Here is a 23,749-nt window from a genome sequence, read left to right on the forward strand (position 1 = left end):
GTTTCAACGGTGTACGAAGTGATCCGTACAGGATCATGAAATGCCAAGCTCACAGTCCGGAAGATCTGCGAGCGCATGGGGCACATCCATTTCGGACTATTCGCTCTTATCGTTCATGAGGTGAGTGAGGATATGCGATGATAAGTTTGAAAAGATTTCACTCACTTTCCGGTGCCACCCTTATGGTATCGATGGTGGCCGGCGCAATGCTGGCGCCGCACGGTGTCAGCGCATCTTCGCGGTCTTCCGTTGAGGCGCGCAATCACGACATTGTCTCTGCAGCCTTCGCCCGTTGGAGTGCTGGCTCAACCAGCTTCTTCTCTGACATCCTTGCGCCCGAAGTGGTCTGGACGATCGAAGGTTCGGGGCCAAGCGCAGGTGTTTATCGTGGACGCGACGAGTTCATTGAGCGCGCAGTCCAGCCATTCGCGTCACGCCTGAAAACGGCTGTGAAACCGGTTCGCAAAAGCGTCTGGGCCGACGGTGATCATGTCATCATAAACTGGGAAGGCGAAGGGCAAGCCCGAGATGATCAAAACTATGCCAACAGCTATCTCTGGATCTTCCGCATGGACGAGGGAAGGGCCGTCGAAGTGAAGGCGTTTCTTGATCTCGTGCCGTACGACGAGGTGATCCGGCGCATCCCGCAAAGACAGCCATCGGAAAGGCCATCGGCTAGGCGGTGAGCCGGCCGCAGTGGCGCGGCTAAATCTGCAGGAGATTGAACATGAGCAATACCAGACCTCAAAGCTGGGACCTCTCCGGCAAGGTTGCAGTGGTGACAGGGGCAGCGCGCGGGATCGGGCTCGAAGCCGTACAAGTACTCGAAGCCAGAGGAGCCCGAATTGTCGCAAGCGACGTCAATCCAGCTGTGATGCGCCTCGGATCCGAAACCATCGCGACCTATTGCGGCGACGTCTCGCAGGAGGTTACCGCCATCGAAACTGTCGCGCTTGCAATTGAGCGTTTTGGCGCAATGGACATCCTGGTCAACAATGCCGGCCGCACGATGAACAAGGCACTGATCGACATGAGCGTCGCCGACTGGGACGCAATCATGACCGTCAATGCACGCGGCAATTTCTTGCACTCCCGCGAGGCGGTAAAGGCGATGGCTGGTCGCGGTGGCGGCGTGATCGTCAATGTCGCCTCAATTGTCGCCTCGGTCGGCATGAAGGATACGTCTGTCTACGCGGCGTCGAAAGGAGCGATTGCCCAACTGACGAAAGTCATTGCCGTCGAATATGGAGATCGAGGCATCCGCGCAAACGCAGTCGCGCCGGGCGTTGTCGAGACCGACATTCTCGATGGTATCGTCGACAACAGCAGGCAGACATTGGCCGGTTATGGAGGATCCCATCCGATTGGTCGCGTCGCCCAGCCGATCGATATCGCAGAGATCATCGCCTTCCTTGCATCACCGGCATCATCGTTCATGACAGGCGCATTGGTAATGGCGGACGGCGGCTATACCGCACTTTAGGACAAAGGATGGAAACATGACGAAATATATTCTGATCGTGGCCGCGGAACGCGGTCTTGGCCTCGGCTTAGCAAAGCAGTTCTTTGATCGAGGCTGGTCCGTCGTGGGAACAGCCAGACAAGGCACGGATATCGGTGACCTGCAGCGTATCGGTGAAAGTGATCCTCAACGCTTGGCAACCGCCTTCGTTGACGTGACGAATGCCGATCAGATCGAACCCCTCCTGGCGTCGCTTGGCGACCGCAAGTTTGATGTCATCTTTTCCAATGCCGGAATTTGGGGCGCGCCGCATCAGAGCGTGCTCGAAGCCACTGACGACGAATTGGCAAAGATCATGCTGACCAATGCGTTCGGGCCGATCCGTCTCGCGCGCCATCTTCTTGAAAAGCTTGTCATGCCCGGGGGCACTCTGGCATTCATGTCGTCACACCGCGGCAGTACCGCGATGAATGTCGAGGGCGGGCTTGAGCTCTATCGCGCCAGCAAGGTGGCATCAAACATGCTGGCCCGCGGCATCTACGCCGAATACAAGGAGCGCGGACTTACTGTGCTGTCGATACACCCCGGCTGGGTCAACACCACCATGGGGACGCTTGATGGCACTGTTGAAGCCGAAATCGAACTGGAGCCAAGCGTTCAAAGCGTTGCTGACGTTGTCGTGAAACACTTGGGATCAGGTGAAAATCTCTATCTCGACTATCAGGACAATCGTCTGGAGTGGTGATACGTTCAGTATTCGGCCTACTTCAAACTGGCTGTAGCATTTACGGTGTCCACCAGACAGGAACATCAGTTCGTATCTCATCAAGAGCTTGATATGAAGCCGATGTGCCTTGTGGTTCATCCGGAGCAGCCGGTACCGAATGAACCACCGCCTGCCGGTTGTGATCGTCAGGAACGCTCTGCAAAGTCGAGGTTTACAGGTCGGCTTGGCAATTCTCTCTGTTCCTTCCCCTGATGCGAAGTTACTGTGCAGGAGGTCGCGTCGGAGACGGCCTGAAGAGTGAAGTTTCGCGCCCAGACCCTTCCGCTGTCTCGCAGAAAAAAGCCGTAGTGAATACTCTCAGCTTCAATCGGTACATCGAGTACGATCGAACGCAGTGACCATCCGGTTGTGCCGCTAATTGGCCCATTTTTCTCTCTCGACATCATGTTATCAAAGCGCAGCGACCTCTTTACGGCCCCGTCGATCCGCATCCAGATGGTGCCGCAGCCGGCATCCTCTGTACGGAGCACTGCCGCGAACTTGAGCCTTGTGCCTCTATACGGCTTGGCATCGATGCTCTGCATCAGGCAGGCATAGTGCTCCATTGGGTCGGAAGCTTGCTCGGTGATGCTTTCGATCAAGGCACAGCCAGGTGCTGTTTGGTCAAGACCGATGCGATAACGAGTTGTGTCCGTGAACCCAGTGGGAAACCAACCTGGCGGCAGGCGTAGCGGTGCCTTCTTCACTTTCAGGCCTTCAATCCGGGCCGATAATATGTTCCAACTCGTAAAGCCAAACTGTCGAGCGACGAGTTCAAGGCAGGCGCTATGGGAAAGTTCGATATTGATATTGGCTAGCGAAAGGCGCAACGCCTTTGCCATGGCTTTCGAGTCCAGAAAGCTATTCATCGAATAGGTCCTCGCCTCAGGCGTCTCCCTCAAGAGATCAGTGCTCGCATTGCCGAGTAATCGCCGGAGCACATCAGACCGGGAAATTCGTTCGATGCATTCACCATCCCATCAGGGCGCGAGCGGCTGGCTGCACTGGCCGATTCGTAGGGTATCAACAGCCGGACATGCGTCAAGCCTGTTGCAGGTCGAGACGGGACATGCAGATGGCGCCGGCAGGAGCGGACGCTGCCTTTGCAATTGGAACGGTGTGCTGCGTTTGGGTCATGTTGTGCCAATTTCGCAACGGAATAAAAACATGACAAAAAGAATCATGTTCGAAGTTGATTCCTTTTGTCATATTTTATACCCAGGCCCTCTAAGCATTTGGGGGTTACATGAAAATCGATACATTACGCGCGTGCCGTCCGGCGCGGGTGCTGCATGCTGCCTTGCTGGCATCTGCCACCGCTTTCGTCCTTCCCGCCACCGCGCAGGATCAGTCCCAGCCGGTCGTTGCCGAAGACGAGACCACGCTTGAGCCCATTGTTCTTCTTTCCACACGCGGCGCCAGGCGCGTTCTCGATGTGCCGCAGACGATTTCGGTCATCGACCGGGAAGAACTTGATGACCACAATGTCCGCGACATCCAGGACTTGGTCCGCCATGAGCCGGGGATTTCCGTGTCCCGCCAGACCTCGATTACAGAATCCATGGGGCCAGCTCTCCGGTTTCTCCATCCGCGGCATGTCCGGCAACCGCGTGCTTCTGACGGTCGATGGATCGCGTGTGCAGGAATCGATTACCGATGGCAGCCGCGACTTCTTCGATCTTAGCAATTTCCAGTCTGTCGAAATCGTCCGCGGTCCCAATTCCGTACTCTGGGGAGCGGATGCTCTCGGCGGCTCGGTGATGTTCAGGACCCGCGACCCTTCCGACCTTCTGGCCAACGACCCGACCAAGCCCTGGGCGCTCGAGCTCAAGTCCAGCTATGACAGTTTCGATCGCTCTTGGAAGAAGCAGATCACCGGCGCCTACGACTTCGGCGACCTGGAGATCATGGGCAGCTACAGCCAGACGTCATCGCATGAAGGACGTTTCGGCAATGCCCGCGCCGATGGCGGCATCTGGGGGTGCTCGCGTCTCTATATCGGATGCGACGAGCTTTTCCCGAACGATACCGACGTCGACAATGCGCTGCTCAAGGCCGTATGGACGCCGACCGCAGACCATACGATCAAGCTGACGGGTGAACTCTTTGGCCGCGACACCGAAGTGCTGCAGCTTTACGACATGTCGGCATCGACGACCGGCGTGCCTTCGCCGTCAGCCTATGTCAACGATCCCTATATCCGCGACCTGGAAATGCGCCGCAAGCGCATCGCGCTGGAGCATCAATGGGATATCGATAACGGATGGCTGGATACGCTCAACTGGCGCGTTTCCTATTCGCCTCAAAGCCGGACGACTGACAGTAACCAGCGCCGAGTCTATTCCAACCGCATCCAGCTGCACAACCAGTATCGTGACTACAGCGAGGACTTCTTCGAGGCGGATATACAGCTGCAGTCGAGCTTTGATCTCGGGCCGACCAGCCACAAGCTGACCTACGGCTTCGACGGCGACCTGACCAAGGGCGACTACGAGGGCATCAACACCACCTACAATTCCCTGACTGGCCTGACCACGGTCCAGGAAAATCAGGGCTTCAGCTTCCCGCGCGTCGATACGATCCGCGCCGATTTTTACATTCAGGACGAGATCACTATGCTGGACGACCGGCTGACGATCACACCCGGCCTGCGCCTTGCCCATTACTCGATCGATCCTACCGGCGATGACAGCTATCCGGGACTGCCAGGCTACGAGCCGAGCGAACAGGACAAGACCGAACTGCTGAAGCGGATCGGCGCGATCTACAAGCTGGACGAGACCTATTCGGTCTATGCCTCCTACGGCGAAGGCTTCAAGATGCCGACGTCCCAGCAGCTGTTCCAGTCGAGCACCGACCCGTTTTCCGGAAGGTCGATCATCCCCAACCTCGGGCTCAAGCCGGAATCCGTCCAGAGCTACGAAGTTGGCCTGCGCGGTCAGTACGATCGTGGCTTCTTCTCGCTCGGTGCTTTCTATGCCGATTATGAGGATTTCATCCGCGCCTTCCAGCCGACCACCATTCCCGGTCCTGGCGGCGCCCCGGTCCCTGCCTACACGTTCGACAATGCCGAGGACGTGAAGCTGTGGGGCATCGAGTTCGGCGGGGAATACGAAATTCTCGACGACACCACCGTCTCGGCCAATTTCAGCTGGTCGAAGGGACGCCAGCGGGTTTCCGCCGGCGTGGAAAAGACGGCCTTCGACGGCGCGGTTCCATTCACTGCGGTGCTGGGCGTGAAGCATATTCTGCCGGAATACAATCTACAGTTCGAAGCTTTCGGCACCTTTGCCGCCGGCCGGACGGAAAATGCCAGCCCGACCTCCTATCTGGCCTCCGGCTATGCCCTGTTCGACGCCTATGCGAAATGGACGCCGCGGAAGAATTTCGAGTTGACCTTCGGTGTCGAGAACATCTTCGACCGGCGCTATTTCCCCAACACACTGACCAATTATGAGCGGGATCCCGGTTCCGACGCGGTCGCCAACGTCAACCCGCTCGAACTGCAGACTGGTCCCGGCCGCGTGTTCAAGGTCGGCGCCACGGTCAAGTTCTGATCCCTCCCAACCTCACGGGCGAGCGCAGTGCTCGCCCGCTTTTTGACCGATCGCCATGTTCACAGTCATCGCCCGTTTTCGCAGATTGCTTATCCCCTGCCTCAAGGCGCCCGGAGGCAAGGTCAGCCTTGTCCTTTTCGTCGTCGCGGTGGCGCTGAACCTCGGTGCCGTCTATGCCAGTCTGCGCCTGACGCGCTGGACCGGCGAATTCTATTCCGCGGTCGAAAAGGTCGATGCAGCCCAGGTCTATTACCAGATCAGCATCTTCGCGCTGATCGTCGGGCTGAATTCCGCCCGCGGGCTCGCGCATGAATATATCCGCAAGATCATCGAGATCCGTTGGCGACGGGCGCTGACGGACCATGCCATCAACCTCTGGACCACGAACAAAGCCTATTGGTTTCTCGCCAATGGCGGCGAGCAGCGGATCGATAATCCCGACCAGCGGATCGCCGAGGACTGTCGGCTGTTCACCAAGGGCCTGCTTGGCGAGGCGCTCGATCTCATCGGAGAGGTCGTCGGCCTGTTTTCCTATGTTGCGCTGTTGTGGAGCCTTGCAAACTTTCCCTTGTCGCTCGCCTTCGCCGGTATCGACTACGAGATCCCGCGCTATATGGTCTGGTCCGCCTTTCTCTATGTCGCGGTCTGCAGCGTCATCACACATCTGCTCGGCTATCCGTTGAAAAGCCTGCTGACCGAACAGCAGAAGCGCGAGGCGAGCTTCCGTTTCGCCATGGCGAGATGGCGCGGCGCCTTCGACGAGGTCGCGCTCGCGGGCGGAGAGGCCGTCGAGAAGGAAGGCTTCCGCAGACGTTTCGATGCCGTCGCCAACAACTGGCGGCACCTGATCCGGCGGGAACTGATCCTTGGCCTGTTCACCTATCCGTTCCGCCACTCGGTGCTGCGCATCCCGCTCTTCGTGGCGCTGCCAGGTTATCTTGCCGGCCATGTCGCCTTCGGCGGCCTGATGCAGCTCAGCATGGCCTTCTCGAATGTTGTTACCACCCTTTCCTGGTTCATCTTCTCCTATCGCAATCTTGCCGATCTGGTTGCAACGACGGCGCGTCTCGACAACTTTCTGCTTGCGGCACAGGCGGCCGGGCAGCAGGGCGTAGGTCCGGCAGTGCCGGGGCAGGATCGCGACATCCCGCAGCCGCGTGTGGAGAACCTGACCCTCTACACCCCGCACAGGCGCCAACTCCTTACGCTCGGCGACATAGCGCTCGCGCCCGGCGGTGCGCTCTGGCTCAACGGACGATCGGGCATCGGCAAGACGACGCTGGTGAAGGCGCTGGCAGGCCTCTGGCAGCATCGCGACGGCAATGCGGAATGGCCGAGGGAACGATCGATGTTCCTATCCCAGAAACCCCATCTTCCGACCGGCACGCTGCTGGATGCAGCAGCCTATCCCGCACCCGCCGGCGAGATCTACGAGGATAGGGCGATGGCCGCGCTCGACGCGGTCGGGCTCGGCCATCGCCCGCCGTCGCTGCTCGTCGGCCAGGATGATGCGCCGGACGGCCTTTCCGGCGGCGAGGTGCAGCGACTGGCGCTTGCCCGTCTCCTAGTCCACAAGCCCGACTGGGTCGTCATGGACGAGGCGACGAGCGCGCTTGATGCAAAGGCCGAGCGCGACTTGCTTGCCCTCATTCGCGAAAGACTGCCCAAGGCCGGCTTTCTCATCGTTTCCCACCGCAAACCGGATGGCATCGGCACATTCTCGACGATCGACCTTTCCGATACCACCATCTCGCCATCAGTCACGGCGACAGCCTGAGGATATCTACCATGACACAAAGCCCGACAACCGCGCTCCTGAACATCGACGCACAGCCGGACGACGTTCTTCTGCGCCTGCCCGAACTCGGATCGCTGATGATGATTGGCAAGGGGAGGGGGCCACCCACGAGCGGATCGGCGCGGTTGCCGAAGTGACGCGCCATGCCGACCGGCTGGCCTGTACCGGCCAGTTCCACGACAGCCTGCTCGAGCATGGACGCGTCGAGAGCATTCAGCTCAATGCATCACGACTCATCCAGGGTAAGGCCTATCCGCGCATGGAATTCCATGATGGATCAGGCGAGACCCTGTTTGCGGTCGTCGGCTTCGAAGGGGCCGAGATTTTCCACGACAAGCTCGGGCATTTTCCCTGCACAGAGCTTGGACCGGCCGAGGCATTGCCTTTCCCGAAGAGACCGGATGTCGCCGACGACGATATCGGCGCGCTTCCCCTGAAAGCGGCGCTGAAATCGCAGCAGCCCATTTCCATCGAGTTCGAGACGCCGACATTCAGGCAGGGCTGGACCGGCATCGTCGAGCGGGTCAATCCCGGAATGGGCTTCATCAACGTGACGCGCGACGATTTTCACCTGCATCTTCTCGGCGGAACCGTCGGCTCCTGGGTCGAGAGCACCGTGAAAGAGGGGCGGTGCTTATTGCCCTCGACCATCAGGGCGTGGAAACCGGCCTTCGCCTTCATGCCGCATCACCGGCGGCCTGGTCGGGTTGGGATGACCGCGCATGAGCATGGTGGCAGGACGGTGGTTGGATCCCGATGGCGGTAAGGAGGTCGCCCATCGAGACATGATGGCGCGCATGTCGCACATGCAGGCGGTGCTTTTGGGCGAAACCCATGACCGTTACGATATCCATCGATGGCAGCTGCATGTGACCACCGGCCTTTTCGCCCTTCGCGACAGGATGGCCGTCGCATTCGAGATGTTTCCGCGCGCCGTTCAGCCGGCGCTCGACCGCTGGGTGGCCGGCGAGATCGATCTGGACGCGTTTCTGGATCAATCACGTTGGGCGGAAGTCTGGCGGTTCGATCCTGCTCTCTACACGCCGATCTTCCATTTCTGCCGGCAGTTCCGGGTGCCGATGCTGGCAGTCAATTGTCGGCGGGCCTTGGTGACGGAGGTCGGCAAGTCGGGATGGGATGCAATTCCCGTTGACGAGCGTGACGGGGTGACGCCGGCGGTGCCGGCGACGCCGGAACATCGGCAGTATCTCTTCGACCTGACCGGCGGAAGACGCCCCGATCGCGCCGCGCAGTCAGCGCAGGCGCCCGAGTTCGATCGTTTCGTGCGCGCCCAGCAGACCTGGGACAGGGCGTTCGCCTGCGGTATCGCGGACAGTCTCAAAGCCGATCCAGAGCGGCTGGTGGTCGGTATCATCGGCCGCGGCCACCTCGAATTCGGTCATGGTACGCCTCACCAGCTGAGGGATCTCGGGGTGCGGGATGTCGGCATATTGCTGCCACATGACGTCGGCCAGGGCGCGCCCGATGCCGAAATCGCCGCCGGGATCGCCGACGGGGTCTTCGCGCTCGACGATGCCTCACGCTGAGGGGGCATCGGCGGTCGTTCAGACCCAGCTTCGTTCAGACATTGGCCAGGCGGATCGACACCGCCTGATCCAACCATGAGAAAGCCTCGTCGGACCTGGGCAGAGGCTGCCCCTTGAGAATATGGACGAGTTCCCAGTAGCGCTGCATATTCGGTTTGTGTTCTAAGGTCTTGCGGCCCATGCGGCGCAGGTTTTCCGCATCGAGTTCTGCTCCCTGCGCGCGGGCCCAGCCTCGAAGATAATCGCCTGCAACAGACTGTGCTTCGGCCGAGCCGGGCTCGACACCGCGCGACATGGCGTCTTTCGACCTTGCCAGGACGGTCTCCCACGTCTCCCGGAGGACATCGCCTTTCAGTTTTACAACACTGTCCTCGGCGTTGCGGCGCATCTTGTCGACGAAAGCCGGATCGGCGAGAAGCGCAGACAACTCGATCCAGGCATCGATCTGCTCGTCGGTTGGATTGTCGGGCAGGTCAGGCCTGCTCATTTCGAGCATCCATTCCTTCCATATTGTCTCCACCTTGCCCCCTGACACGACACGGTCGAGAAAGCGCTGAAGGATATCGACACGCTCGGCATTCGAAACGGTGCTCATCTCCGAGATTCTCCTCAAGTCGTTTATGGTTGGCTCGCTTGAACGCAATGCGGCGCGAATAGCCGCTGCAACGCGCCGCTGGACGGCGATCTGGCTTTCGATTTCCGCTAACTGAAGCGATAGAATCTGGGCTACGGAGCGCTCTTGAGTGAGCACGGCACGGATCAGCTCAAGGCCGATCCCCGCATTTCTCAGCGTCCTGATCAGGCCGAGCCTTGTGAGATCGCCCTGGTCAAAAAGCCGGTATCCGCTTTCTGTCCGATCAACCTTCTGCAAAAGCCCCTGATCAGCATAGAAGCGAATACGGCGAACGGGGATCTCGCTCAGCTTTGCTGCTTCTCCGATGGTGTAACTGCGCTTTGTCATAGCGTATCGATCAGGCCTCCAGCCGATGGAGGGTCAAGAGTAAATTTGCGTAGCGCTCCATTATTTTGCTGCGAGGCCGAGTTGATCAGAGGAACCGGGTGGGGCAGAACCAGCCCCAACAAGGTCTACGTTAGGCACAGCGGATCAATCTTACCGGACAAGATGAAGATAAGCGGCGGCCGTCCACGAAAAGCCTAGGCCAGCACTACCTTCGCCGGTGGGAAAGGCTTGGGAGCTCAGCCGTTTCGCCAGCATGCTGCAGCCTGCAGGAAGCCAAGTGGCAGAAGCTCGACCTGCCGTTTGGCACTACATTATCTTGGAGGTCGATTGGGTGTGGATGGTGATGATCACCCTTATTCCTTCAGTGGTTTCAGCCCGCGCGTTGGTCATTTCCCTATACCTAGAACGCCGGCCTTACCACCAGATCAACGCCGCCTAAAACGCAGCTTTAGACCTTCAACCATCGTCAACAAAATCCGTTCAGCTTAAGAAGCTTGTGAGCTTCGATAGAGGCTTTCAGCTCAGCTTCGGACGTACGACTTCCATTGTTGGCGTCAGGGTGAAGCTCCTTGAGCCTCTGTTTATAACGCCGCTTAATTTCTTCCGGCGTGGCGTCTTCCGAGAGCCCAAGCGTCTCGAAGGCTTTAGCCTCGAGGACCCTGAGCTTACGTTTTCGCTGTTCAGCTTTATGCGCTTGAGCCCGTTCGGCAGACTTACGCGCGTTGATTGTCTTGGCTGAGCCGGAGCGTTGAGTTGAAGGAAGCGGGGCCTCGTCTGGCTGTGTAAATATGCTTCCAAGAGACCTGCGTCCGCCCACGGCGGCTTCCCTCTGATAGCGTGCAACCTCGGGACTGGACAGCGCGCTCGCGTAATTATAGCCCTTGTTGTATTCCTTCACGTGCTCAAGACAGAATACAAAAAACAGGCCCTCGGCTTCTTGTCCAACCGGCGCGCGATGGTGTCCGGTACGCTCGCAACCATCCCAGTGGCATTTCGGCCCGGTGGGCTCGGTTCGCTTTGGGGCTTTGGTTCGAGATCGATTTGAGGCCGACGAATATCTTGGAATCAGCAGTCATCGTGGTCATATGGAGGGATTGCGGCCGGGAGACAATAGTCCTCGGTGTGAATAGGCCATAGATTTGCAGTCCCCTCTACTAGGGCCGGAGTCACTTTGGCCGCGACGTGTCTGGTGGCGGAGTAAACCTTCCTCCTTTGGGGCTGCTCAGGCGTATGTGCCAGCAAGCGCCATATAAGTTTGTTGGAGCGATCGACCTTTACGATAGTGCCTACCGCGAAAGTCGGGCGTCAAATGTCTCCCGGCGCCAGCAAGGGTTTAGAAGATGGTCAGCTGCGCTTCACTATCCAGCCGATCCTTCTTTTATCTATCGCGCGTCAGCGTTCATTTTCGCTCGGAGCTTGCTGCTCTCTCGATTGAAGGCTAAGTCTGTCCTTGTCATACGAACACAACGAGGATCCCATGGCGACCGGTAGCGTGAAATTTTTCAATCAGGATAAGGGGTTTGGCTTTATTACCCCAGATAACGGTGGCGCGGACGTCTTCGTCCATATCTCCGCAGTCGAGCGCGGAAGCGTGCTGCAGGACGGTCAGAAGGTCAGCTACGAAGTTGGCCAGGATCGCAAGACTGGAAAGTCGAAGGCTGAAAACGTCGAAATTCTCTGACGTCAGTACGGCCGGCCCCGTTGCCAGTCATCGGGGCCGGTGAGCACGGAAGCGACGAATACGTACTTATCGCCCCGGCGGCGCAAGGTGATGGTCTCATCAGCAACGGCCTTATTTTTTGCTTCGAAGTTGTGTTTTTCCATCAAGCCTCAACCATCTTGCTGATCCGAGCGAGTTTGCAGATACATGCGTGTCGTCTGGACATCACCGAGGCGGGCCGCAAGCTTTTGCAGCCGTTCGGTCATCGACACCGTGGTAATCCCGGCCGTCCGATATTGCGCTGTGCCCCGCCGTGCTCTGGCGCCCTGCTTGCGAGCAGGCTATGCCGCCTTGAGACTTGCCATTTGAATGGAGTGTAAGGTGGAGCAGGCGCCGTTGGCAGTTTCTGGCGATGACAGCGCCCCCGCCGACACGCCGACACCACGTATGTTTGCATGGGCACGCAATTCGACGATCTATAGGCTCGGGCGCCGGATGCATACCGAGAGGCAACTCTTCGACGCCATCGCACGCAAAGCCCGGGAAAAATTCCAATCGATCAGCGAAGCGCAGGTGAAGGCACTCGCCGATTCCGCAGTCAATTTCGCCAGCGAGAACAAGCTACTCGATGACAAGGTGTTTGCCGAGATAAGCAGCCGTTCGGGCATGCGCAGCGGTAAGTCTCAGCGGGCGATCGCTCAGAAACTGACACAAAAAGGTGTTGCCAAGGAACTGGCCGCAAGCGCTGCAGCGGAGGTGGACGATCTCTATGCTGCAGTCGTCCTGGCACGCAAGCGCGCCTTCGGGCCATTTCGCAAGGTCGAGCTGGACGAAAAGCGCAAAGGCAAGGAGCTTTCCGCCTTCGCCCGCGCCGGTTTCAGCTTCGAGATTGGTAGGGTAGTCTTCGGTATGGGGCTTAACGAGGCGCAGGACGTACTTGAGAGAGGTCGGGACCTGTGACTTGCATAGGTACCGTGTTGGAGGGAGCGAAGTCGCGCCAGATATTCGCGTAGGCTTGCAGCCCCTTTATCTGCGATGTTGCGATCTGCGTCTCGCTGGAAGACGCCGAACACGTGCCGGCGAGCAAGGCGGCGCCTTGGCTGGTGCCGGTCGAACCGGGGACAGCGATCACGCGACGTTCGAGCAAGGCCGCCAAAGCCAGCAAAAAACCTGGTTGCTCGCAAAAGGTCCCTCCACCAGCGTCGGTCCTTTTGCACCACTTAGCTCCAGACAGGTTGACGTCATCAACGCAAGATAGAGGCAAGCCGCTGCCCAACGCTCATCCGTCGAGGCAAGCGCATGGTTGAGCCATTGCGCATGACCGCCGGGATAGGGGCCAGAACCCTCCGCGAGATTGGGCAGAAGCATGATTTGCTTTCTAATCACGTCTGGGATTGCAGCGAGCGCGGCCGGCTGATCGAGTGGCCCAAGCTCTGCCCTCAGCATCTCGAATTCTCTACCGCCCATGAAGCGCGCCGAAGGAACGGCACGGCCGTAGGCATCGATATTGGCAAGCATGTCGCGCGCCGGATGGAGATGGTTCAGGTCGCCGCCGACGGCAAAGTTGACGACCCAGGTGCCCGTGGAAACGATGGCAAATGGTGGGTCCCGGCCGATCAGATGCGTCAGCAACGAAGCATTGGAATCGTGAATGCCGCAATAGACCGGCACGGGGTCCGTCAGTCCGATTTTCTCGGCGACGTCGGGCAATAGGGGGCCAAGCACATCAAAGGCGCTTCTTCGCGGCGCCAGTAAGTTGCGTATGCCGAGAGCATCGACAAGGGAGGAATAGTCGTTGTCGTGTGGACGCCAGAGATCGGTATGGCAGCCTAGAGAGGTGACCTCGTTGGCGGTGATGCCGGTGAGGCGGAAGGCCCAGAACTGCGGATAGGTGAGGATCGTTCTGACCGCAGCGAACCCATCCAGAAACGCCGACTTCTGATAGTGGATCTGCGCGCCGAGATTGAGACCACCCGACAGGATAGGGGATAAGGTCTGTGCAAAAGGTGGTCGGATCAAAGCGTAGACCGACCGGATTTCTTCCGGATATTGATGTTCATAGTCGAGAACCGGTAAAGCCAGCGCTCCGTTCTCGTCCAGCAATGCAGCAGCGGCGCCATGGGTGGTGATGGAGATCGCATCGAAGCCGGTCTCGCGAGCAAGCGCGGAGAGAGAGTTTAGGATAAAATCCCACAAGCGTTCGACATCGTAATGCGGGTAAGGCGGCCCGGAGATCACTTTATTGGCCATGCGATATTCGCCGATTTCGCGGCCGACTCTGCAGTCAAAGACCACCACCTTGGCATTGGTCTTGCCGATATCGATCACGGCAACCTTTTCCGCTGTCTTCATGGCAGGTGGAACATCGTGATGAGGTCTATCTGGACTGGCGAGTTGTCCGTGTTCGTCTCCATGATATCAGCCATGTGAGCCCACCAGCGCTTCATCACGGGATGATCCGGCAGGCTGGTCATCCCGTGATTTTCGGGGCGGCTGAGGACGCCGAACAGGATGTTCGTCTCGCGGTCCAGATGGATTGAGTAGTCACGCACGCCTGATTCGTGCAGCAAGGTCACTAGCTCCGGCCAGATCTCGTCGTGCCGCTTTTTATACTCGGCCTCCATGCCGGGATTGAGCTTCATCCGGAACGCATATTTCTCGCTTGTCATCAGCGCATCTCCCGGATGCGGCGAGCGATGATCGGCACGGCGATGGTGACGATCAGTAGCAGGCCGACAAAGATGGACATGACGATGCCGGGTACGTTCAGCAGCCCGAGCCCGAACGTGACGAGGCCCATGACGAAGGCAGCTATGACCACGCCTAGGATCGTGCCGGCGCCGCCGAGAATGGAGACCCCGCCGAGCACAACCATGGTCACCACTTCGAGCTCCCACCCTTGCGCGATCGAGGGGCGGGTCGAACCGAGACGGGAAGTCAGGCAGACGGCCGCGACGCCGGCCATCAGACCCGTGAGCAGGAAGAGGATGAACTTCACCCGCTGGACCGGAATGCCGGAAAAGCGCGCGGCAAACTCGTTATTGCCAATGACATAGACCTGCCTGCCGAAATTCGTCGCGTGCAACAGGATGGCGAAGGCGATGGCGAGTAGGAAGAACAGAACAAATTCGAAGGAGAATACCCAGGCAACATAGCCCTGGCCGAAATAGGCGAAGCTCGCCGGATATTTGCCATAGGCTTGGTCGCCGAGCACGATATAGGAAATGCCGCGGAACAGGCTCATCGTGCCGATCGTCACGACGATCGAAGGAAGTTTCAGGCCGGCGACGAGCAGGCCGTTGAAGGCGCCGCAGACAAGCCCGACACCAATGCCGATCGCCACCAGTCCCGGTGTGCCGATGCCGGCTTGCGCCGCGGCGCCCATGGCAGTTGAGGCAAGTGCGATGATGGCAGCGACGGACAGGTCGATTTCCCCCGCGATCACCAGCATCGCCATGGCAAAGGCGATCATCGCCTTCTCTGTGAAATTGAAGGTCGCGTCGGACAGGTTCCAGGCGTTGAGGAAATAGGGCGAGGCGAGCGAGTTGAAGATGAAGATCAGCACCGCCACGCCGAAGAGCAGCACTTCCCAGCTTGCAAGGATGCGGGAGGTTTTTGTGCCGAGGCGATCGGGGATTTGTCGTTTCGAGGTCGCGACATCGCTCATGCTGAACCCTCCTCAGTGGCGCGGTTGCGCAGGATGATGCGGCCCGCCTTCCTTTCGGCGCGGGCGTTGAAGACGACGGCAAGAACGATCACGACGCCTGAAATCGCCATCTGTGCGAAGGGTGAAATGCCGATCACGGGCAGCGCGTTCTTGATCACGCCAAGGAACAGCGCACCGAGCACAGCACCCGCCACCGAGCCGATACCACCGGCGATGGAAATGCCGCCGATAACGCAGGCCGCGACTGTATCGAGTTCGAAGCCAGCGGCAATATCGACATAGGCGACCGCATAGCGGGACACCCAGAGATATCCGGAGAGGCCGGCCAGCGCACCGGAGAGGACGAAGGCGAGGAAGCGGGTGCGGCCAATATCTATACCGGCATAAACGGCGGCCGTCGGGTTGCCGCCAGAGGCATAGGCGGCGCGACCGAAGGGCAGGCGGGTCAGCACGAACCACGCACCGATGACGATCACGATGGCGATCCAGGAAAGGACAGGCAGCCCGAGCAATGGCATGCGCGGAATGTTGAGAAAGCCCGGCGCCATCTGGTGGGCGTTGACCCAGCCGCCGCCCGACAAGACGAAGGCCATGCCGCGATAGATAGTAAGCGTGCCTAAGGTCACGACGATCGGCGGGATCTGCAGCGCCCAGACAAGGTAGCCGTTGATCGCGCCGAGGAACGCGCCGATGCTGATCGCCATGACGATAAGCAGTAGCAGCGGCAGTTCGGGATAAGCGGCATTGGTCATCGCCACCGCCATGCCGGTGAAGGCAAGGTTGGCGGCGACTGACAGGTCGATCGATTTCGTCAGGATCACAGTCATCTGGCCGAGCGCCAGGATGATCAGGATCGACGTGTCGTTGAAGATGTTGGCGAGATTGGCCGGGGTTGCAAAGCCTTCGGCGCGGGTTGCAAAGCCCGCGACCATCAGAGCGATGATGGCAGTAAGCAGGATTTCGCGGTTTCTGAGAAGACGAGTCATCTGCTGTCCCTCATGCATTGCCGGTCGCGGCGCGCACCAGCGCCTCGGCGGTCAGCTGTCCACGCTCGAACATGCCGGCCATCAGACCTTCGCGCATGACCATCACGCGGTCGGACATGCCGAGGATTTCGGGGAGCTCGGACGACACCATGATGATCGACAGGCCTTCAGCCGCGAGTTCGCTGATGAACCCATGCACAGCAGCCTTGGAGCCAATGTCGATGCCCTTGGTAGGCTCGTCGAGGATGATAACTTTCGGCCGTGTGGCCAGCCATTTACCGATCACGACCTTCTGCTGGTTACCGCCCGACAACGTGCCGACCGGCACGGAGAGCGCCGCAGCACGCAGGTCTAGCCGCTCGGCATATTTTCGGGCGAGCGCGAGTTCGTTGGCAGCCTTCAGGAAGCCGGACCGGGACGTCTTCGCCAGCGATGGCAGCGACATGTTCTGGAAGATCGGCAAGGGCAATGCCAGACCGTGACGACCGCGCTCTTCCGGCACATAGACGATGCCAGCGCTGATCGCATCGCCCGACGAGCGGATGTCTATAGGTCGGCCTTCCAGCACGAGGCTGCCGGAGGATGGACGGGTGACGCCGAATAGCGACTGGCAGAGTTCCGAACGACCCGCACCGATTAGGCCATAGATGCCGAGAATCTCGCCGCAACGGAGCTCGAAGGTAATGTCGCGGAATTCGGTCGGGTGGCAATAGCGCTCGACGGTCAGAACCGGAGCGCCGATCTCGACCTTCACCTTGGGGAAGACGTCCTCAACGGCACGACCGACCATCAGCCGAACGATCTCGTCCTGCGGCGTGTCCTTCAACCGTCCATGCCCGACGGCACGGCCGTCGCGAAAAACGACGAAATTCTCGGCGATTTCGTAAACCTCGTCGAACTTGTGGCTAATGAAAAGGATCGCCTTGCCCTGCCGTTTCAACCTTTCGACGATGCGGAAGAGATCGTCTATCTCCTTGCGGGAGAGGGCGGCGGTCGGTTCGTCCATGATGACGATGCGCGCCTCGACCGAAAGCGCTCGGGCGATGGCCACCAGATGCCGCTGGGCAATGGAAAGATCTTGCAGGCGAATGGTCGGGTCGATCTCGCTTTCGAGCTGACGCAGCAGCTCTTTTGAGCGGCGGTTGATCTCGCGCCAGTCGATCGTTCCGATCCGAGTGCGCGGCGCGTGGCCGAGAAAGATGTTCTCGCCGACGGTCAGTTCATCGAACAGCACGGTCTCCTGGTGAATAGCCGTGACGCCTGCATCGATCGCTGCCTGGGCGCTCGAAAAGCTGACAGGTTTTCCGTCGATCAAGATCTCGCCCTCGTTGGGACGGTAAATGCCGGTCAGGATCTTTACCAGTGTCGACTTGCCGGCGCCGTTTTCGCCGATCAGCGCAGTCACCTGACCCGGATAAAGTGAAAGGCTGACCCCATCAAGCGCCTTCACGCCCGGAAATATCTGGCCGATGCCGCGCATTTCTAGGATGGGTTCCGACTGCTGAGCCGGTACCTGTGCAACGATTATATGATCGGTCATCGGCACGACAACATTCATGTTGGGTTTCACCTCGATGGCCCCTCATCCACCTGCCGGCACTTTCTCCCCGCAGGCGGGGAGAAGGACACAAGCCATGAACTCTTTGCCTTACTCTTCTACGCCGAGCACGGTAGGTCTCCTCTCCTCGCTCGCGGGGAGAGGAGGAGAGCAGCTTGCTGCTCTCTGGTTAAGGAGCGTCAGCTCGAATGCTCGGCTCAAAAGATCTTCGAAAACTCGTCGATGTTTTTGGCGTCATAGACAAAGGGATCGGCCATCGCCGCTTCGCCATTGTCGCCGATCTTGATCTTGCCCATGCGCCCGGCCTCGATCTCCGAGCCCGGCGCGCCATCGCTGTCGCCCTTGGCGATGTGATAGGCGATCTGGGTAGCGGAATAACCGAGATCGATCGGGTTCCAGATAGCAAATTCCTTCGTTGCGCCGGACTTGATGGCGCCCGCCATCTCGGACGGGAGACCAAGGCCAGTGACATAGACCTCGCCGATCTTGCCGGCATCCTTCACCGCCTGCGAAGCGGCCAGAACGCCGACCGTTGTCGGCGCGACGATCACCTTGACGTTGGGCTGCGAGGATAGAAGTCCCTGTGCTTCACGATACGACTTGTCGGCCAGGTCGTCGCCATAGACCGTGGTTGCGAGGTTGAGGCCAGGGAAATCCTGCAGCTGCTTCTTCATCTCGGCGATCCAGGTGTTCTGGTTCGTCGAGGTGGTGGTAGCAGACAGGATGGCGAAATCGCCCTTGCCACCTTCAAGATGGTCCTTGGCGAGAGTCAGGCACATCTTGCCGATCAGCTCCTTGGAGGACGGATTGAGGTGCATGATGCGGCCTTCGGGTGCGACGCCCGAATCCCAGGAGATGACCTTGATGCCGCGCTGTGCGGCCTTCTTCAAGGCCGGAACGACCGCATCCGGGTCATTGGCGGAAATGGCGATCGCGTCCACCCCTTGCGCGATCAGCGAATTGATGACCTCGATCTGGCCCTCCGCCGTCGTCGTGGTCGGGCCTGTATAGATGATCTCGACGCCGCCGAGTTCCTTGGCCGCTTCCTGCGCGCCCTTGTTGGCGGCCTCGAAGAAGCCGTTGCCGAGCGATTTTACGACCAGCGCGATCTTCATATCGGCGGCCTGTGTCGCCGACGTCATCGCGGCGAACGCGATGGCGACGCCGATCGCGAGTTTCCTTGCAAGTTTCATGATCCACTCCTCCCAGTTAAATCAACAACCCCATTTCTCCCGCCGGCGCTTCCTCAGGCTACCGACGTGAAATCCTCCTTCGTATTCTCCGAGCCGCCGCCAGCGATCACCAGCGCCACACCGGCCTCCTCGACCATCCGCGCAGCCTCCTCGGACACGCCGTCGTCGGTGATAATAGTTGTCACCCGGTCCAACGGGCATAGAATAAGGCTCGATCGGCGCTGGAATTTCGACGAATCCACCATCACGATGAGTTCCTCTGCCTGATGCATCAGCTTCTGCTCGCTCTGGATGACGAGCGCGTCACCTTCCATAATGCCGAGCGGGCTGATGCCCTGAGCACCGATGAACATCCGCCGGGCATAAAAATTGCGGATCGCGTCGTTCTCGAAAGGCGACAGGATCAGGCTTTGCTCGCGATAAATCGCGCCGCCTGGCACAGTGACCGAACTCTTCGAATGCTTGACCAAATGCTCTGCGACCGCGAAGGAATTCGTCATCACCTGCAGCCGCCGGGCTGAAAGATAATGCACCATCTGGAATGTCGTCGTGCCGCCATTGATGATGACGCTGTCGCCCTCTTCACAGAGATCCACCGCAGAGCGCGCGATCGCCCGCTTCTTGTCGATATTGACGGCTTCGGAGACGCGGAATGAGCGCGCGGCAAGCTGGCCGATCTGCGGTGGATGAACCGCTTCCGCGCCGCCGCGCACGCGCCGCAACTTGCCCTGAACATGCAGCGCCGCGATATCGCGCCGGATCGTCGCCTCCGAGGCTTCGGTCAATTCCGCAATATCCTGCACGGTGATCACAGGCTTTTCCTGGATCGCGCTCAGAATGATGCGGTGGCGTTCGCGTTCGTGCATTGGGGCTGCTCCTTGCCATCAACTATTGCTTGAAATTCGATATTGTCAATCACAAACGATCATGATCGGCTATACTGCAGCGCACAATGAAAATTATTGACTGTTTTTGATTGACAGCGAGCGAAACTGCGGGCGATATCCACGATCTGGGAGAAGACGATCGTCGACGTGAGGATCGCAGTCATATTGGGAGGAAAGTAATGTCGGGACAAACCCGCCTTCTCGAAAGCCGTTGGGATGACGCTTATGCCGTGGGGCTCGATGAGCCCGGCAAGCTGCTCTACCGCTCCAACCTCCTGGGGGCCGACAAGCGCATTACCAACTACGGCGGCGGCAATACATCCGCAAAAGTGATCGAAAACGATCCGGTGACTGGCGAGAAGGTGCGCGTCATGTGGGTGAAGGGGTCCGGCGGCGATGTCGGGACGATCAAGCTCGACGGCTTTGCCACGCTTTACATGGATAAGCTCGAAGCGCTGAAGGGCATCTACAAGGGCGTCGAGGACGAGGACCGCATGGTCGGGTTCCTGCCGCACTGCACCTTCAACCTCAACCCGCGTGCCGCCTCGATCGATACGCCGTTGCATGGCTTTGTGCCCTTCACTCATGTCGATCACATGCATCCCGACGCGATTATCGCGATCGCGGCCGCGAAGAACTCGAAGGAACTGACCGAGAAAATCTTCGGCAGCGAGATCGGCTGGCTGCCCTGGCGTCGTCCCGGTTTCCAGCTTGGTCTCGATCTCGAAGCCTTTGTGAAGAACAACCCGGCGGCCAAGGGCGTGGTGCTTGAGAGCCATGGCCTGTTCACCTGGGCGGATGACGCCAAGGATTGCTATCTGCTGACGCTTGAAATCATCAACAAGGCTATCGAATGGTTTGCGCGGGAAATCGAAGGAAAGAAGATTTTTGGCGGGGCGATCGCAAAAAGCCTCGGGTCGGGCGAGCGTCGCGCCATCGTGGCACAACTGATGCCGGAAATCCGGGGACGGATTGGAAAGGGCGAGCGCAAGCTCGGCCATTTCGATGATCAGGACGCCGTACTCGAATTCGTCAATTCCAGAGATCTGAAGCCGCTTGGCACGCTCGGCACATCTTGCCCCGATCATTTTCTGCGCACGAAGATCCGACCGCTGATCGTCGATTTTGATCCGGCTCGGCCTGATGTCGACGCAGTCATTGCCGGTCTCGACGACGCATTGGAAAACTACCGCGCCGACTACACGCGCTACTATGAAGCCTGCAAGCGCAGCAACTCACCGAAGATGCGCGATCCGAACCCGGTCATCTTCCTGGTGCCGGGTGTCGGCATGCTGTCCTTCGCCAAGGACAAGGCGACGGCGCGCATTGCCGGCGAGTTTTATGTCAACGCCATCAACGTGATGCGGGGTGCATCGACGGTCTCAGAATATCAAGGCTTGCCTGAGCAGGAGGCCTTCGACATCGAATACTGGCTGCTGGAAGAGGCGAAGCTGCAGCGCATGCCGAAGCCGAAGAGCCTTGCAGGCCAGGTCGCTTTCGTTACCGGAGGCGCTGGAGGCATCGGCCGGGCGACGGCCGCGCGGCTGGTTGGGGAAGGGGCCTGCGTGGTTCTGGCGGATATTGATCAAGGTGCGTTGGAGGAAACGCAACAGGAGTTCGCCAAGCGCTTCGGTGTCGACGCGGTGCGCTCCATCCAGATTGACGTCACGCGCGAAGATGCGGTGCTTGCCGCCTTCGCGGATGCTTGCGTCGAATTCGGTGGCGTCGACATTCTCGTCTCGAATGCGGGGATTGCGTCCTCGGCGCCGGTGGAGGACACGACGCTTGCCATGTGGACGAAAAATATAGACATCCTGGCGACCGGCTATTTCCTCGTGTCACGCGAGGCTTTTCGCCTGTTCCGTCGCCAGAAACTTGGTGGCAATGTCGTCTTCGTCGCGTCGAAGAACGGGCTAGCCTCTTCGCCCAACGCGTCTGCTTACTGCACGGCCAAGGCAGCCGAGATCCATCTTGCCCGCTGCCTAGCGTTGGAAGGGGCGGATGCCGGGATTCGGGTCAATACGGTCAATCCGGATGCGGTACTGCGCGGCTCGAAAATCTGGAGCGGTGAATGGCGCGAACAGCGGGCCGCATCCTCCAAGATCGATGTCGGCGAGCTGGAGGAGCATTACCGCAAGCGCTCGATGCTAAAGCTCAACGTGTTTCCGGAGGATATTGCCGAGGCGATCTATTTCCTCGCGTCCGACCTCTCGGCAAAATCCACGGGCAATATCATCAATGTCGATGCGGGGAATGCGCAGAGTTTTACGCGCTGACGCTTGTCGAGTGACTACGGCTCTGGGAGGAGCATATGGCCGAATTGAAGATTGCAGCGGATCTGGTCGCTGCTGAGAACGACAAGCGCGCGAGCGCACTCAAGTCCGACTATGATGCACTTGGCGAGAATCTTTCACGCCGTGGCGTCGATATCGAAGCGATCACCCGAAAAGTCTCCGAATTCTTTGTTGCCATTCCCTCCTGGGGTGTCGGTACCGGCGGCACCCGATTTGCCCGCTTTCCGGGGCAGGGGAGCCGCGAGGCATTTTCGACAAGCTGGACGATTGCTCGGTTATCCAGCAAATGACGCGGGCTGCGCCGACGGTGTCGCTCCATATCCCGTGGGACAAGACCGATCCGAAGGAATTGAAGGCGAAAGGTGATGCGCTGGGGCTCGGCTTTGATGCGATGAACTCCAACACGTTTTCCGACGCGCCGGGCCAGACCCATTCCTATAAATACGGTTCGCTCAGCCACACCGACACGGCGACACGTACCCAAGCCATCGAGCACAATCTCGAATGTATCGAGATCGGCGAAGCGATCGGTTCCAAGGCACTGACGGTTTGGATCGGCGACGGCTCGAATTTTCCGGGGCAGAGCCACTTTACGCGGCAATTCGAGCGCTATCTCGCCTCTATGGCGGAGATCTACAAGGCGCTGCCGGATGACTGGAGGCTGTTCTCCGAACACAAGATGTACGAGCCGGCCTTCTACTCCACAGTCGTGCAGGACTGGGGCACGAATTACCTGATTGCCAACACGCTCGGGCCAAAAGCCTTCTGCCTCGTCGATCTCGGCCACCATGCGCCCAATACCAATATCGAAATGATCGTCGCCCGGCTGATCCAGTTCGGCAAGCTCGGCGGCTTCCACTTCAACGATTCCAAATATGGCGACGACGATCTCGATGCCGGTTCGATAGAGCCCTATCGGCTGTTTCTCGTCTTCAACGAACTGGTCGATGCCCAACATCGCGGCGTGAAGGATTTTCGCCCGGCCCATATGATCGACCAGTCGCACAACGTCACCGACCCGATCGAGAGCCTGATTTCCAGCGCAAACGAGATCCGCCGTGCTTATGCGCAGGCGCTGCTCGTCGATCGTACTGCGCTAGATGGCCATCAGCAGGACAATGACGCGATGATGGCTACGGAGACTTTGAAGCGTGCCTATCGGACCGATGTCGAGCCGATCCTCGCCGAGGCACGACGCCGCACCGGCGGTGCCATCGACCCGGTCGCGACCTATCGCGCCAGCGGCTACCGGGCAAAGGTTGCAGCGGAGCGTCCGGCGTCTTCCGCGGGTAGCGGCGGCATTGTCTGAGCCGGCGGGCGAAAGGCCCATAGATCCTTTCCTTGATAATCTTTGATTATCACTGCGATCGGTAAATCCAACTTAAATTTATCGCTTTGGTTCGATATGAATCT

22 protein-coding genes and 3 pseudogenes are annotated in these 23,749 nt (G+C 59.2%); 13 read left to right on the forward strand and 12 right to left on the reverse strand.

What is annotated here, in order from left to right; translation table 11 throughout:
* Window positions 1-137 precede the first annotated feature (137 nt).
* Genes N7E02_RS03125 through N7E02_RS03135 form a run of 3 tightly spaced genes read left to right on the forward strand, consistent with a single transcriptional unit; the run spans window position 138 to window position 2,207 of the window.
* The gene (locus N7E02_RS03125; RefSeq protein WP_286578022.1) at window positions 138-686 is read left to right on the forward strand and encodes a nuclear transport factor 2 family protein; all 549 of its coding nucleotides are present in this window, start codon (window positions 138-140) and stop codon (window positions 684-686) included.
* A gap of 41 nt (window positions 687-727) precedes the next feature.
* A complete protein-coding gene (locus N7E02_RS03130) occupies window positions 728-1,483 on the forward strand; it encodes an SDR family NAD(P)-dependent oxidoreductase (protein ID WP_286578023.1) in 756 nt (251 codons plus the stop codon).
* Between the two features lie 16 nt (window positions 1,484-1,499).
* Complete coding sequence (locus N7E02_RS03135; protein ID WP_286578024.1) at window positions 1,500-2,207, forward strand: SDR family NAD(P)-dependent oxidoreductase; 708 nt, start codon at window positions 1,500-1,502, stop codon at window positions 2,205-2,207.
* Window positions 2,208-2,374: 167 nt separating this feature from the next.
* Here the strand turns inward: N7E02_RS03135 and N7E02_RS03140 are convergent, their stop codons facing one another.
* The gene (locus N7E02_RS03140) at window positions 2,375-3,097 is read right to left on the reverse strand and encodes a glyoxalase superfamily protein (protein ID WP_286578026.1); all 723 of its coding nucleotides are present in this window, start codon (window positions 3,095-3,097) and stop codon (window positions 2,375-2,377) included.
* Window positions 3,098-3,489: 392 nt separating this feature from the next.
* A complete protein-coding gene (locus tag N7E02_RS03145; RefSeq protein WP_286578027.1) occupies window positions 3,490-3,744 on the reverse strand; it encodes a hypothetical protein in 255 nt (84 codons plus the stop codon).
* Here N7E02_RS03145 and N7E02_RS29380 point away from each other — a divergent pair.
* Genes N7E02_RS29380 through N7E02_RS03170 form a run of 6 tightly spaced genes read left to right on the forward strand, consistent with a single transcriptional unit; the run spans window position 3,664 to window position 9,130 of the window.
* Window positions 3,664-3,912, forward strand: coding sequence for a TonB-dependent receptor plug domain-containing protein (locus N7E02_RS29380; protein WP_353622782.1), 249 nt, complete (start codon window positions 3,664-3,666; stop codon window positions 3,910-3,912). The two genes, N7E02_RS03145 and N7E02_RS29380, sit on opposite strands and share 81 nt — an antisense overlap.
* Window positions 3,824-5,785: a TonB-dependent receptor domain-containing protein gene (locus N7E02_RS03150; RefSeq protein WP_286578028.1), complete on the forward strand. Its 1,962-nt coding sequence runs from the start codon at window positions 3,824-3,826 to the stop codon at window positions 5,783-5,785. The genes N7E02_RS29380 and N7E02_RS03150 overlap by 89 nt, the downstream gene beginning before the upstream one ends.
* A gap of 55 nt (window positions 5,786-5,840) precedes the next feature.
* Window positions 5,841-7,562 carry an ABC transporter ATP-binding protein/permease gene (locus N7E02_RS03155; RefSeq protein ID WP_286578029.1) on the forward strand — a complete coding sequence of 574 codons (1,722 nt, stop codon included), beginning with the start codon at window positions 5,841-5,843 and terminating at the stop codon, window positions 7,560-7,562.
* An 11-nt stretch (window positions 7,563-7,573) separates the two neighbouring features.
* Window positions 7,574-7,720, forward strand: coding sequence for a hypothetical protein (locus N7E02_RS03160; RefSeq protein ID WP_286578030.1), 147 nt, complete (start codon window positions 7,574-7,576; stop codon window positions 7,718-7,720).
* A complete protein-coding gene (locus N7E02_RS03165; RefSeq protein ID WP_286578031.1) occupies window positions 7,717-8,349 on the forward strand; it encodes a hypothetical protein in 633 nt (210 codons plus the stop codon). Before N7E02_RS03160 ends, N7E02_RS03165 begins: the two co-directional genes overlap by 4 nt.
* Complete coding sequence (locus N7E02_RS03170) at window positions 8,306-9,130, forward strand: ChaN family lipoprotein (RefSeq protein ID WP_286578032.1); 825 nt, start codon at window positions 8,306-8,308, stop codon at window positions 9,128-9,130. Before N7E02_RS03165 ends, N7E02_RS03170 begins: the two co-directional genes overlap by 44 nt.
* Window positions 9,131-9,164: 34 nt before the next feature.
* Here the strand turns inward: N7E02_RS03170 and N7E02_RS03175 are convergent, their stop codons facing one another.
* Together N7E02_RS03175 and N7E02_RS03180 are read right to left on the reverse strand one after the other, a co-directional pair.
* Window positions 9,165-10,091, reverse strand: a complete 927-nt coding sequence (locus N7E02_RS03175; RefSeq protein ID WP_286578033.1) for a MerR family transcriptional regulator — start codon at window positions 10,089-10,091, stop codon at window positions 9,165-9,167.
* A gap of 466 nt (window positions 10,092-10,557) precedes the next feature.
* Window positions 10,558-11,167 (reverse strand): annotated as a pseudogene (locus N7E02_RS03180) (J domain-containing protein).
* Between the two features lie 401 nt (window positions 11,168-11,568).
* On the opposite strand from N7E02_RS03180, the gene N7E02_RS03185 reads away from it, so the two are divergent.
* The gene (locus N7E02_RS03185; protein WP_286578034.1) at window positions 11,569-11,772 is read left to right on the forward strand and encodes a cold-shock protein; all 204 of its coding nucleotides are present in this window, start codon (window positions 11,569-11,571) and stop codon (window positions 11,770-11,772) included.
* A gap of 2 nt (window positions 11,773-11,774) precedes the next feature.
* On the opposite strand, the gene N7E02_RS03190 is transcribed toward N7E02_RS03185, so the two are convergent.
* The gene (locus N7E02_RS03190; protein ID WP_286578035.1) at window positions 11,775-11,915 is read right to left on the reverse strand and encodes a hypothetical protein; all 141 of its coding nucleotides are present in this window, start codon (window positions 11,913-11,915) and stop codon (window positions 11,775-11,777) included.
* Between the two features lie 205 nt (window positions 11,916-12,120).
* On the opposite strand from N7E02_RS03190, the gene recX reads away from it, so the two are divergent.
* Window positions 12,121-12,711, forward strand: a complete 591-nt coding sequence (gene recX, locus N7E02_RS03195) for a recombination regulator RecX (protein ID WP_374730606.1) — start codon at window positions 12,121-12,123, stop codon at window positions 12,709-12,711.
* Here the strand turns inward: recX and N7E02_RS03200 are convergent.
* The 7 genes and pseudogenes from N7E02_RS03200 to N7E02_RS03230 form a co-directional block, all read right to left on the reverse strand.
* A pseudogene (locus N7E02_RS03200) lies at window positions 12,668-14,103 on the reverse strand (FGGY-family carbohydrate kinase). The gene recX and the pseudogene N7E02_RS03200 overlap by 44 nt on opposite strands.
* Window positions 14,100-14,420 carry an L-rhamnose mutarotase gene (gene rhaM / locus N7E02_RS03205; RefSeq protein WP_286578036.1) on the reverse strand — a complete coding sequence of 107 codons (321 nt, stop codon included), beginning with the start codon at window positions 14,418-14,420 and terminating at the stop codon, window positions 14,100-14,102. The pseudogene N7E02_RS03200 and the gene rhaM overlap by 4 nt, the downstream one beginning before the upstream one ends.
* Complete coding sequence (locus N7E02_RS03210; protein WP_286578037.1) at window positions 14,420-15,418, reverse strand: ABC transporter permease; 999 nt, start codon at window positions 15,416-15,418, stop codon at window positions 14,420-14,422. Before N7E02_RS03210 ends, rhaM begins: the two co-directional genes overlap by 1 nt.
* Complete coding sequence (locus tag N7E02_RS03215; RefSeq protein ID WP_286578038.1) at window positions 15,415-16,404, reverse strand: ABC transporter permease; 990 nt, start codon at window positions 16,402-16,404, stop codon at window positions 15,415-15,417. Before N7E02_RS03215 ends, N7E02_RS03210 begins: the two co-directional genes overlap by 4 nt.
* Before the next feature lie 10 nt (window positions 16,405-16,414).
* Window positions 16,415-17,944: a sugar ABC transporter ATP-binding protein gene (locus N7E02_RS03220; protein ID WP_286578039.1), complete on the reverse strand. Its 1,530-nt coding sequence runs from the start codon at window positions 17,942-17,944 to the stop codon at window positions 16,415-16,417.
* Window positions 17,945-18,159: 215 nt separating this feature from the next.
* A complete protein-coding gene (gene rhaS, locus N7E02_RS03225) occupies window positions 18,160-19,155 on the reverse strand; it encodes a rhamnose ABC transporter substrate-binding protein (RefSeq protein WP_286578040.1) in 996 nt (331 codons plus the stop codon).
* A gap of 53 nt (window positions 19,156-19,208) precedes the next feature.
* Complete coding sequence (locus N7E02_RS03230; RefSeq protein WP_286578041.1) at window positions 19,209-20,021, reverse strand: DeoR/GlpR family DNA-binding transcription regulator; 813 nt, start codon at window positions 20,019-20,021, stop codon at window positions 19,209-19,211.
* Window positions 20,022-20,221: 200 nt separating this feature from the next.
* On the opposite strand from N7E02_RS03230, the gene N7E02_RS03235 reads away from it, so the two are divergent.
* The gene (locus N7E02_RS03235) at window positions 20,222-22,318 is read left to right on the forward strand and encodes a bifunctional rhamnulose-1-phosphate aldolase/short-chain dehydrogenase (RefSeq protein WP_286578042.1); all 2,097 of its coding nucleotides are present in this window, start codon (window positions 20,222-20,224) and stop codon (window positions 22,316-22,318) included.
* Between the two features lie 35 nt (window positions 22,319-22,353).
* Window positions 22,354-23,645: pseudogene (rhaI, locus tag N7E02_RS03240) on the forward strand (L-rhamnose catabolism isomerase).
* The last annotated feature ends 104 nt before the right edge of the window (window positions 23,646-23,749 follow it).

The organism is Terrirhizobium terrae, assembly GCF_030323265.1.
Classification (GTDB): Bacteria; Pseudomonadota; Alphaproteobacteria; order Rhizobiales; family Rhizobiaceae; genus Neorhizobium.

Bases quoted from the DNA above. Each gene is read 5' to 3' on its own strand.
- N7E02_RS03190 (WP_286578035.1), bottom strand. From the start codon at position 11,915: ATGGAAAAACACAACTTCGAAGCAAAAAATAAGGCCGTTGCTGATGAG.
- N7E02_RS03210 (WP_286578037.1), bottom strand. From the start codon at position 15,418: ATGAGCGATGTCGCGACCTCGAAACGACAAATCCCCGATCGCCTCGGC.
- N7E02_RS03185 (WP_286578034.1), top strand. From the start codon at position 11,569: ATGGCGACCGGTAGCGTGAAATTTTTCAATCAGGATAAGGGGTTTGGC.
- recX (WP_374730606.1), top strand. From the start codon at position 12,121: ATGGAGTGTAAGGTGGAGCAGGCGCCGTTGGCAGTTTCTGGCGATGAC.
- N7E02_RS03140 (WP_286578026.1), bottom strand. From the start codon at position 3,097: ATGAATAGCTTTCTGGACTCGAAAGCCATGGCAAAGGCGTTGCGCCTT.
- N7E02_RS03215 (WP_286578038.1), bottom strand. From the start codon at position 16,404: ATGACTCGTCTTCTCAGAAACCGCGAAATCCTGCTTACTGCCATCATC.
- N7E02_RS03175 (WP_286578033.1), bottom strand. From the start codon at position 10,091: ATGACAAAGCGCAGTTACACCATCGGAGAAGCAGCAAAGCTGAGCGAG.
- N7E02_RS03145 (WP_286578027.1), bottom strand. From the start codon at position 3,744: ATGGCGGACCAAGTCCTGGATGTCGCGGACATTGTGGTCATCAAGTTC.
- N7E02_RS03150 (WP_286578028.1), top strand. From the start codon at position 3,824: ATGTCCGGCAACCGCGTGCTTCTGACGGTCGATGGATCGCGTGTGCAG.
- rhaS (WP_286578040.1), bottom strand. From the start codon at position 19,155: ATGAAACTTGCAAGGAAACTCGCGATCGGCGTCGCCATCGCGTTCGCC.
- N7E02_RS03160 (WP_286578030.1), top strand. From the start codon at position 7,574: ATGACACAAAGCCCGACAACCGCGCTCCTGAACATCGACGCACAGCCG.
- N7E02_RS03155 (WP_286578029.1), top strand. From the start codon at position 5,841: ATGTTCACAGTCATCGCCCGTTTTCGCAGATTGCTTATCCCCTGCCTC.
- rhaM (WP_286578036.1), bottom strand. From the start codon at position 14,420: ATGACAAGCGAGAAATATGCGTTCCGGATGAAGCTCAATCCCGGCATG.
- N7E02_RS03220 (WP_286578039.1), bottom strand. From the start codon at position 17,944: ATGACCGATCATATAATCGTTGCACAGGTACCGGCTCAGCAGTCGGAA.
- N7E02_RS03135 (WP_286578024.1), top strand. From the start codon at position 1,500: ATGACGAAATATATTCTGATCGTGGCCGCGGAACGCGGTCTTGGCCTC.
- N7E02_RS03125 (WP_286578022.1), top strand. From the start codon at position 138: ATGATAAGTTTGAAAAGATTTCACTCACTTTCCGGTGCCACCCTTATG.
- N7E02_RS03235 (WP_286578042.1), top strand. From the start codon at position 20,222: ATGTCGGGACAAACCCGCCTTCTCGAAAGCCGTTGGGATGACGCTTAT.
- N7E02_RS03170 (WP_286578032.1), top strand. From the start codon at position 8,306: ATGAGCATGGTGGCAGGACGGTGGTTGGATCCCGATGGCGGTAAGGAG.
- N7E02_RS03230 (WP_286578041.1), bottom strand. From the start codon at position 20,021: ATGCACGAACGCGAACGCCACCGCATCATTCTGAGCGCGATCCAGGAA.
- N7E02_RS03130 (WP_286578023.1), top strand. From the start codon at position 728: ATGAGCAATACCAGACCTCAAAGCTGGGACCTCTCCGGCAAGGTTGCA.